At 60.2% G+C, this 10,695-nt stretch carries 8 protein-coding genes and 1 pseudogene; all 9 read right to left on the reverse strand.

What is annotated here, in order from left to right:
- Positions 1-10: 10 nt before the first annotated feature.
- Positions 11-703 (reverse strand): DUF3159 domain-containing protein, encoded by a 693-nt coding sequence (locus tag Q1X90_RS07120; protein WP_300768485.1) that lies wholly within the window; start codon positions 701-703, stop codon positions 11-13.
- Between the two features lie 12 nt (positions 704-715).
- Positions 716-1,570: a DUF3710 domain-containing protein gene (locus Q1X90_RS07125; RefSeq protein ID WP_300768486.1), complete on the reverse strand. Its 855-nt coding sequence runs from the start codon at positions 1,568-1,570 to the stop codon at positions 716-718.
- 95 nt (positions 1,571-1,665) lie between these two features.
- The gene (locus Q1X90_RS07130) at positions 1,666-2,526 is read right to left on the reverse strand and encodes an exodeoxyribonuclease III (protein WP_300768487.1); all 861 of its coding nucleotides are present in this window, start codon (positions 2,524-2,526) and stop codon (positions 1,666-1,668) included.
- Positions 2,526-4,529 (reverse strand): ABC transporter ATP-binding protein, encoded by a 2,004-nt coding sequence (locus tag Q1X90_RS07135; protein ID WP_300768488.1) that lies wholly within the window; start codon positions 4,527-4,529, stop codon positions 2,526-2,528. Before Q1X90_RS07135 ends, Q1X90_RS07130 begins: the two co-directional genes overlap by 1 nt.
- Before the next feature lie 26 nt (positions 4,530-4,555).
- Positions 4,556-5,512: an ABC transporter permease gene (locus Q1X90_RS07140; protein ID WP_300768522.1), complete on the reverse strand. Its 957-nt coding sequence runs from the start codon at positions 5,510-5,512 to the stop codon at positions 4,556-4,558.
- Positions 5,513-5,575: 63 nt separating this feature from the next.
- Positions 5,576-6,502 (reverse strand): ABC transporter permease, encoded by a 927-nt coding sequence (locus Q1X90_RS07145; protein ID WP_300768489.1) that lies wholly within the window; start codon positions 6,500-6,502, stop codon positions 5,576-5,578.
- Between the two features lie 173 nt (positions 6,503-6,675).
- On the reverse strand, positions 6,676-8,310 hold the full coding sequence (locus tag Q1X90_RS07150; protein ID WP_300768490.1) for an ABC transporter substrate-binding protein: 1,635 nt from the start codon (positions 8,308-8,310) through the stop codon (positions 6,676-6,678).
- Positions 8,311-8,691: 381 nt separating this feature from the next.
- On the reverse strand, positions 8,692-9,714 hold the full coding sequence (locus tag Q1X90_RS07155) for a tyrosine recombinase XerC (RefSeq protein ID WP_300768491.1): 1,023 nt from the start codon (positions 9,712-9,714) through the stop codon (positions 8,692-8,694).
- Positions 9,715-9,870: 156 nt separating this feature from the next.
- A pseudogene (locus Q1X90_RS07160) lies at positions 9,871-10,616 on the reverse strand (IS30 family transposase).
- Between the last annotated feature and the right edge of the window lie 79 nt (positions 10,617-10,695).

Consider the following 10,695-nt stretch of genomic DNA (forward strand, 5'->3'; position numbering starts at 1 on the left):
CTCCTTAACGTCAACGTCCTTCTTCGTGATCCGACAAACGGCTGCGGTGCAGCGGCGTCGCGATGAGCAGATAGGACACCCATATCGCGAGGGACCAGAAAGGAATGCCCATAATCAACCGGGCCGTTCCCAACCACCCCACCAGGTCGGCAAAATACAACGGAACCTGCACGGCTAGACGAAGCGTGAAAACACCTATCCACAACACCGTCACCCACATGTAGGCGCGCCGGAGCGGGACATCGTCCAGCCACGACCGCAGCCACCCCCGATAGTCACCGGTCGGAAGCGCCCGTATGGCCTCGACCAGCACTCCCACGGCCGGAACGCGAACCATCAACGACAACGACAGAACCACCACATACACGGCGTTTGTGATGAATCCGAGCATGTAGTAGTTCCGCGCGTCGTTGCTTCTCCACGCCCACACAAGGCATATGGCCACCGACACCAAACCACCGATCGCACCCCACACGGACTGGCGCTGCGCGAGCCTGGCCACGACCTGGACGACGGACACGGCCGCCGACACGACGACAGTCAGCATCAGGTCCGACGTGACGACGAAAAGAACGACGAAAAGAAACCCGGGAAGAACCGATTCCACAACACCACGCGGACCGCCTATGGCATCAACAACGGAGAAATCGTCATCCGCATGGGCCAAAGCGGACAATCCGGTATGACGATCCTCTCTCGACATGGCGGAAATCCGTCAACGAACTTCGGAGAACATCGGCCCACGAGACAGGGTCGACTTCACTTCGGTCTGCTGGTCGGAGTTGAACGGCCCCTTCGGCTTGCCAGGAACCGCTGTGGAATCATTCTTGCCGGATTCGGGCTCGCCCTCGGCCTCGGATTCCTCGTCCTCATCCTTCCCGCGCTGCTGAGGAGTCAATGGGGCGTGCATGGGAATGAGGTCGCGTGGCGCCAACGGCTCATCCCCGCGGGCCACGATAATCGACGAGAAGAAGCGGTTGAGGACATCGGACTCATCATTATCCTGTGTGGCGGCCGGTCCTGAGAAGATGCCACGAAGCATCCAACGTGGACCGTCCACACCCACAATGCGCGTATGCAGCACACGTCCGGACTTGTCCTTGACGGGAAGCCTGACCTCCATGCCAAAAACGCCTTCGGCCTCACTCGACTGCTGATTTCCCTGAAGAAGATCGTCACGCACATCATCCCACAGGCCCAGGGTCTTTGGCGCTGCGAAAGGCTCGATCTCAAGACTCGACCGGCCATAGCTCACAATGCATCCCACGACCTGCTGCGAGGCCCTGTTCGCCTTCACACGCAGCTCCATGCCCGGAACCACTGGCAGCAGATACGCTCCAAGATCGACATAGTCCTCATCGTCGGGCACGTTCTCATCATCGACATCCCACGGGCCGAAGACATCACCACGGTCCAGATACTCGTCGACCTTCACCGTCGGATGGTCAGCGACATCCTCATCATCCTCGGAATCCAGGAAGTCGGAATCCTCCTCCTGCGATTCGGAGGTCTCAAGATCGGAACCCTCCGGCTCCTGATCCTTCTTCTTGCCAAACTTCCACAATCCCATGATTCCTCGTTTCCGCAGTACTCAATCGTCACAAGCCTAGCACCCGACCATGCGCGCGCCGTCCAGAATTAGCGGCGCACGAGGGTGCGTCGACCTCAAACCTCGTATGCCACGCTCAGCGGCGCATGGTCCGACCAACGTGAGTCATAAGACGGAGCCTTGTCGATGGTGAATCCGCGAGCCGTCTCGGCGAGCTCGGGGGTGGCGAACTGATAGTCGATCCGCCAGCCGACGTTGTTGTCGAAAGCCCTTCCCCTCTGGCTCCACCACGTGTATGGTCCTTGGATGTCCCCGGCAAGATCGCGCATGACGTCGACAAAGCCGTAGTCCCGTATCCAGGAGTCGACATAGCGGCGTTCCTCGGGCAGGAAACCGGCATGCTTCTCATTCGCCTTGGCGTTCTTGATGTCCAATGGAGTGTGGGCGATGTTGAAGTCGCCACACAGAACACACTGGTTTCCACCCGACGCCGCATCGTCGCGCAATTGCCCCAGACGCACAAGCATCGTATCGAGGAAACGATACTTCTGGGCCATCTTCACCGGATCGTCCGTGTTGCCTGCATGCACGTAGACACACACGACGGTGATGGTGTAGCCCTGCGGCGTCCGGACGTCCATCTCAATCCAGCGGCCCGAGTCCACATCCTCTGACAGCCCCGGAAGGCCGTAGCGCCGGCCGACGACCGGAAGGGACGAGAGGATTCCCACCCCCGCACGTCCTTTGACGCGGCAGACCTCGTTCATTGATTCCAGCCGGTCGGTGGATGCGATCCTGCCGGCCTCCACATACGACTCCGACAGGGAGCCCACGATTCTGTCCACGTCGCTCTGTGGAGCCCTGACCTCCTGCATGCACCACAGGTCGGGGGCGTGGGATGACGCCCAGCCGGCGATGCCTTTGCGCTCGGCGGCCCGGAGACCATTCACATTCGACGTGGTGATCGTGATGGACATCAGTCGACCCCCAGACGAAGCCCGCCACCCGGGATAGCCTCAAGCAGATCCTGCGTGTAGTTCTTTTGGGGATGGTCGAAAACCTCATCCGTCGTTGCGTGCTCGACAAGACGGCCATGCTGCATGACGACGACCTCATCGGCGATCTGCCGGACGACGGCCAAATCATGGGTGATGAAAAGGTAGCTCAGGCCTCTCTCCGCCTGCAGGTCGTTAAGCAGATGAAGAACCTGGTCCTGCACGAGCACGTCGAGCGCCGACACGGCCTCATCGCATACGATCACGTCGGGATCGAGCGCCATCGCCCTGGCGATCGCTATGCGCTGGCGCTGTCCCCCCGACAGCTCATTGGGGTATCGACCCATCACACTCTGAGGCAGCTTCACAAGGTCGAGAAGCTCTCGAACACGCGCGACTCGGCTTTTCCTGTTGCCGATGTGATGAATCCGCAGAGGCTCTTCGATGGAGCGGTAGATGGAATACATGGGGTCCAACGACCCATAGGGGTTCTGGAACACGGGCTGGACGTGGCGCCGGAAGTTCAGCAGCTCCTTCGAAGACATCTCGCTGATGTTCCGCCCCTCGTACGTGACGGTTCCCGCCGTCGGGTCAAGCAGACGCAGCACCATGTTCGCCACCGTGGACTTGCCCGATCCGGACTCCCCCACAATTGCCAGAGTCGTCCCCCTCTTCAGAGAGAACGATACGTCGTCAACCGCCTTGAACATCTCCTTGCGACGGGGAAGGCGGAACTCCTTCGTCAGATTTCTGACAGTGATGATGTCCTCGCTGCGTTCGAGAACCGACTCATCCTTGGTGTGATGCTCAAGCAGGGCACTGGCATCCCGTCCCTGATGGCGCGCGGATATGATGCGCTGCGATGCGAGCGACGGGGCCGCAGCGACCAACCGCCGGGTATAGGGATGCTGTGGATGCTGAAGAACCTCCAATGATGGCCCCGACTCCACGACCTGACCGTGGTACATCACGACGATGTGCTGCGCGCGCTCGGCCGCGAGTCCCAGATCGTGGGTGATGAAAAGAACGGCCGTGCCCAGCGAATCCGTCAATGAGTGGAGATGGTCAAGGATCCTTTTCTGCACGGTGACGTCCAGAGCGGATGTCGGCTCATCCGCGATGAGCAGATCGGGCCTGCAGGCCAGCCCCATCGCGATCAGAGCCCTCTGGCGCATACCTCCGGAGAACTCGTGGGGAAACTGCCGGGCCCTTGTGGCCGCATCAGGCAGTCCGGCCTCGTCCAGCAACCCCGCGATGCGGTCATCCATCGACGATCCCGTCACATGCGCGCGGGCTATCTCCCAGGAACGATCGTCGTCGACGCCGGCCTTGATCATGTCGTCCGCGACGCGCCAACGCGTCTGCGATCCCGGAACCCACTGCTCCCTGAAACGGGACATGGCGGTTTCGACATCATCCGCGTCCGGCCTGACGCGCCTCAACTCCGCCTCGGCAGCCTTCAGCAGACCCGGAAGATCCTTGGAACCAACGAAGGTCTCATCGCCCTCGCCGCGGATGGTGACCTCGTCCCCGGCCAACGCTCGAGCCAGTTCGGAACGCTTCTCATGCGACACGTCCATGTTGTTGGCTTTGAGAGCCTCCCCGACCTGCGTTCCGATACGCCATACGGGGTTGAGATTGCTCATGGGGTCCTGCGGAACGAGGCCCATGCCGGCTCCTCGTATCGTCTTGTAGGCCTTGTCCCCCATGCCAACCAGCTCGTGGCCCTCGAATTGGATCGAGCCGCCGACCACATGCCCAGTTCCCGGAAGAAGCCCGAGAACAGCCATCGCTGATGTCGACTTGCCCGATCCCGATTCGCCGACAATGGCAACCCACTGCCCTGGATACACGCTGAACGACGCCCCCTGCACAGCATGGACCGCGTGCCCTCCATCGCTGGTGAAATCGACCTTCAGGTCTTTGACATTGAGCAGGGGCCCATTGCGCAGCTGCATCTCCTCAAGCCGCTGTACGGCATCCATTCCTTCCATCGTGTGGTCCTCTCCGATCATTCAGTTCTGCTCTTGGGATCCAGCGCGTCCTTCACGGCGTCGCCCATCATGATGAAGGCGAGAACCGTGATGGCAAGGGCTGCCGATGGATAGAAAAGCACGGATGGATTCGTTCGCAGCATGGACTGCGCGTTGGAGATGTCCCCTCCCCAGCTGACAGTCGTCGTCGGGAGCCCTATTCCCAGGAAGCTCAGTGTGGCCTCAAGAACGATGTAGGTGCCCAACGATGTGGTTCCCACCACGATGATGGGCGCAAGGGAGTTGGGGATGATGTGGCGCATGAGATTGCGAAGCGGCGTGGATCCCAGCGCCGTCGAAGCCGTGTTGAACTCGAGGTTCTTGGCCTCCATCACGGCCCCACGCGCTATGCGCGCGGTCGACACCCAGCCGAAAAGAACCATGACGAGGATGATCTTCCAGATGGAGCCGTTGGTGCGGAACATCTGAAGAACCACAATCGCACCAAGAAGAATCGGAAGCGCCAGGAAGATATCCGTCAGCCGGCTGAGGACGGCGTCAACCCATCCTCCGAAGAACCCGGCGACGGCGCCGATCAGTGATCCGAGCAGAACGACGAGAAGTGTGGCAAGGATTCCGACGCTCAATGACGTGCGAGTTCCGTACACGACGCGCGTATAGACATCACAGCCCTGGAGGTCGAATCCGAAAGGATGCCCGGCCGAGCCGGAATCCAACGAGTTGTTCAGATTGCAGTAATTCGGGTTCTGGCTGGTGAACAATCCAGGGAACAGCGCCACCACAAGAATAAGGAGAATCAGGACTCCGGAGATGATGAACATCGGATTGCGCCGCAGAATCTTCCATGCGGAGGTCCACATATTCGTGGCGGGCGCGGACTCGTCGATCGAATCGACATCTCGTAGCGGGGTCTTGTCCACAGGAGCGACGTAACGCTCCTGTCCCGGAAGTGCACGGGATGAGGCGAAGGGCATGGCGTCCGGCTCCAATCCATCGGTCATATCGTTCTTGTCAGTCATGTGGATGCGTCCCTCCGGTCACGCGTAGCGGATGCGCGGGTCTAGGGCCGCGTAGAGCATGTCGACGATGAGATTGGATACGACGAAAACAAGCATCAGCAGGGTGACAATGGAGACGACCATATTGCTCTCTCCCTTGAGGATGCTCTGGTATGTGAGGAATCCAATGCCGTGGATGTTGAATATGGTCTCCGTGATCATGGCCCCACTCATAAGCGCGCCGAGATCCTGTCCGAGATAGGTGACGACGGGTATGAGCGAATTGCGCAGAACATGGCGAAGCATGACCGACGCGTTGCTCATCCCCTTAGCACGGGCGGTTCGCACGTAGTCCAGTGCGATGTTGGATGAGATCTCCGAACGGGTCAGACGAATGATGTAGGCCATCGACACCGATCCCAGAACCATCGCCGGCATCAACAGGTCGAGGAATCCGGGGTCCGATCCCACGGTGACGGGAAGGATGCGCCACTTGACGCCGAAAAGGTATTGTCCGACAAAGCCTGTGACGAAAGTCGGAACGGAGATGAGGAGAAGAGAGACGACAAGAATCACGCTGTCGTACCATGTGCCCTTTTTGAATCCCGCGATGATGCCGAAGACCACGCCGAAGATCGCCTCGAACACGAACGCCATCACCGCCAACTTGATCGTGACGGGGAACGCCTGACCGATCTGCGATGTGATCGACTGCCCGGAGAACGTCTGGCCAAAGTTGAGGGTCAACGCGTTGCGCAGGAAAAGGAGGTACTGAATAATGAATGGTTTGTCCAGATTATATTCAGAGCGGATCTGGGCCGCCACAGCCTCGTTGACCGGCTTGTCGCCGAACATCGCCTTCACCGGATCCCCCGGAAGCGCGAAAACCAGGGCGTACACCAGCAACGTCGTGCCGAGTACGACGGGGATCATCTGCAGAATCCTGCGCAGAAGATACTTTCCCACCGATCACTCCTTTGTTCTGATCATCCTTGCCGCAAGCAGCGCCGTGAAGCGAACGCCGACACATCGACACACGTCTCGTCAGTCTACCCCCAGCTTGACACCGGCGGCGTGTGAAACCGGCTCCGGCCGGGAAGAGGACCTTCCCGGCCGGAGCCGGTTTCACATCGCTGGAGTCACTTGGTCATGTTCTCGTAGACAGGCAGATTCTGCCAATTCATCTCGAAGCCCTTGACGCCGGTGGCCGCCACACCGGAGGCGTTGCTGTAGTACAGCGGGATCGACGGCAGGTCGTTGAGGAGGATCTCCTGGGCCTGCTGGTAGATCTTGTTGGCCTCCGCGGTGGTAGTGGCCGCGTACGCCTTCGTCATAAGGGCGTCGAACTTGGAGTTCTTGTAATCGCCATCGTTCGAGCCGTTTCCATCCGCAGCCGCGGAATCGTAAAGCTGGAAGAGGTAGTTCTCAGCCGACGGATAGTCGGGCTGCCATCCTGTGCGGAAGGCGCCGGTCATCTTGCGGCTCGTGATGTCATCCCGGAATTCCTGGAAGGTGGGGATGGGGTTGGTCGCGGCCTTGATTCCGAGGGTGTTCTTCAGCTGGTTCACGACCGCATCATAGATCGACTTCGCACCGCCATCGGCGTTGTAGGAGAAGGTGAGGGTGCCGTCATACTTCGAGATGGCGTCGGCCTCAGCCCACAGCTTCTTGGCCTTGGCCGCGTTGTACTTCAGGTTGTCGACGCCCTTGATTGTGCTCGAATAGCCCGGGGTCAGCGGCGAGGTGAAGTCCACAGCTGGGGTTCCGATGCCGTTGAGCACCTTGGACGTTATCGCCTTGCGGTTAATCGCCATGGAGATGGCCTGACGACGCAGACGGCCCTCCTTGGTGTCGGTTTTGAAGTGGGCGAGGTTCGAGGGGATGGTGAAGGTCTGGATGACGGATCCGGACTTGTTGTACGCCTGGACCGACGAGTCCTTCTGGAAGGTTTTGGTTGCGGACGACGGGACCGTCTCCATCACGTCGAGGTTGCCGGCCTGAATGTCGGCGTAGGCCGCCTGGTCGTTGGTGTAGATCTTGAAGGTCACGCCGTCGTTCTTAGCGACGGTGTTGCCCTTGTAGCTTGGGTTCTTGACAAGCTTGATCTCACTGTTGTGCGTCCAGCTCTGGAACTTGTAGGGACCGTTGCCGACGGGCTTCTCACCGAAAGCCTTGGGATTCTTGTAGAAGGACTCGGGAAGCGGAGCGAAGGCGAGGTAGCCGACCTTGATCGGGAAGGTCGCGTCGGGCTGCGACAGCGTCACGATGAACTCGGTGTCGTTGACGACCTTGAGTCCGGACAGCTGCTCGGTGCCCTTGAGGCTTTTCGTGTTCTGCAGAGCCGCATAGCCCTTGATCGTCGAGAAGAAGGAGGCCGCCAGCTGAGCGTTCTTCGCGTTCGCCGTGTAGCTCCACGCCTTGGTGAAGGATGTGGCCGTCACCGCGGTTCCGTCCGTGAACTTCCACCCGCTTTTGAGCTTGATCGTGTACTGCGACGCGTCGGAGTTCGGCGTGATGGACTTGGCAACCTCGTTGCTGGCGTTGCCCTCGGCGTCGAATGACACCAGACGGGCGAACAGGAGGTCGCCGGGCTTGACGCCGCCGGTCTCGTTCGTGTTGCCTGGAATCAGGGTGTTCTGCGGTTCGGACGCGTATGCGGTGATGATGTCCTTGCCGCTGCTCGTCGTGGAGCTCGACGACGATCCGCAGCCGCTGAGCGCCACCGCCATGGCGCAGAACGCCGCGGCCGCCGCGAGCATCTTTCGTGTGCTCATAATGGTACTTCCTTCTCTCTTCTTCTCCGTGGCGGAATCACCCGCCATAACAGGAGGGGATCGACGCGCATGACGCCGATCCCCATCGATCTCGTTTATCATACGCACTCTGAAGAAGACAGTCGTGTTGTCTGGCAAGATTCTGAATATATTCGTCAGAAACACTTCAATCATCGCTTCTTCTTTTGGTTTTGGTCTACTTAGGCGCAGTATTTCCTTGTTTTCGCCATGCGAATACCCTGACAAGCAACGGCGCGGCAGACTGGCGATTGTTACAGGAATGTATCCAGACGGCAGCGAATGTTTCCATTCCGTTAATAACTCAACCCGATTTTGCCCACCCGGTCAAGCTCCGTTATGCGTCGTGGCCCGCCAACGCTCTCAAGCCCGAGGAAAAGCCTGGTCATAGCGTTTTCTCATGGTCTCCACGGTGACATGCGTGTAACGCTGCGTCGTGGCGAGCGAGGAGTGTCCCAGCATCTCCTGCACCTCGCGAAGATCCGCGCCACCGTCCAACATATGCGTCGCCGCGCTGTGCCTCAAAGCGTGCGGGCCGATATCGGGCACCCCGGCCTCGCGCGCCTGACGATGGACGACGCTTCGAACCACACGCTGATCAATCCTGCCGCCACGGGCACCCAGAAACACCGCCCGGACGCCCTCCCCCAATCGACCGGATCCCGTCAGAACGCCGCTTCTCCCCTCGTCCAGCCATACCCCCAAAGCCTTGTCCGCGGGAGCCCCGAAAGGCACGACGCGCTGCTTCCCGCCCTTGCCATGAATCCGGACCAGCCTCTGTCCTCCGTCGACATCTTCGACGTCCATCCCCACCAGTTCGGATACGCGCATGCCGGTTCCATACAGCATCTCGACGATTGCCGCATCTCTCAGAGCCAGGAAACGCGCCATGCGGGACGGCCCGTTCCTCCGCCCGCTATCGGTGGAATCCGTAACGTCCGCGTCATCATCCACGCGGATGGACGAGTTGCCGTCGACAGCGCCATCCTGATCGCCGCTACGGGAGAGCGCGTCCGCCGACCTCATCATGTCCCTGGCCTGCGCCTGCGTGAGGATGACCGGAAGCGTGACATGCGCCTTGGGCGTCATCAGAGAGCGCGCGGGATCGGAGGGGATGAGCGAGCGATCGGTCAGCCAGGCGAAGAAACCCCGAACCGCCACGACACGACGGGCCATGGTGGATCTGGCGTGGCGTGGCGAATCCGCCACAAGCCACCCACGCAGATCATCGATGCCAACATCCGACAGCCGTCGGACGCCCACGAAGTCAAGATGCCGAAGGCAGGCCGACACGTCATCGTCATACGCCCGCAAGGTCCGAGGTCTGAGTCCGCGGTTCCCCGCGCAATAATCCATATACGCCTGCAGCTCCCGCTCACCGATCATGATCCCACCTCGCGCGTCAACCCACGATATCCGGCACAGCCGCCACACCCATTCAACGCCTCCACATTACATAGCGCAACGGGCTGGGACACAGGAACGCCTGTTCACACACCCTATACAACCACACCCTATACAAGGCGGCAGCCCGTTGTCTAGTTAGAAGTGCAACACCGTTGTTGGCTGGGTTAACTCTAGCAGTTCGTCGGTGAACGCTTCGGCTGGTGTGCGGCAGTCGAGGATTCTCATGGGTCGGTTGTTGATCTCGTTGACGATCATCTGGATCTCGTCGTTCATGTCCATGGTGATCGGGGTGCCTTTGGGTAGGTAGCGGCGGATCATGCCGTTCCTGTCCTCGTTGCCTCCGCGCCGCCAGGAGCCGTAGGGGCCGGCGAAGTAGGTGAGCATGCCCAGGGACTCGACGAGCGCGCAGTGCGCGGCGAACTCGCTGCCGTTGTCCATCGTCACGCTGACCCGCGCCTGTTGGGGCAGGCCGCGGAACAGGGCGTGCTGGGCCTTGAGTGTGTTGGCCGAGGTCTTGTCGGCGATGAGCATGGCCTTCGGATACCGGGTTCTGCGTTCGACCTCGGTGTGCAGGTGGCAGCCCACGCCGATGACGCTGTCGGCCTCCCAATGGCCGAACTCCTCACGTGACTCAATGCTCCTGGCCCGGCCACGTAATAGCGGCCCGTCCACGGCCCCGTCTTCAAACGCCGGGGCCGGTAGGGCCGGTACGATTCGTTCTGGTTGGACGGGAACCACGTGTTGCGTTTGATCTCACGGCTCACGCTCGAAGGACTCCTGGAAAGCATCGCGGCTATCGTCCGGATCGGGGCGCCGTTGCCGACCTCGATCTGGATGACCTGCCTTTCCTCCTCGCCGATATGCGAATACACTTGACCCACGGGTGCAACACCTCTCTTCAACGGACATCTAGACAATCTCCAACTCTAGAAGGTGTTGCACTTGCATCTAGACAACAGG

Origin of the sequence: uncultured Bifidobacterium sp., from assembly GCF_949292005.1 — a bacterium.
Taxonomy (GTDB): Bacteria; Actinomycetota; Actinomycetes; order Actinomycetales; family Bifidobacteriaceae; genus Bifidobacterium.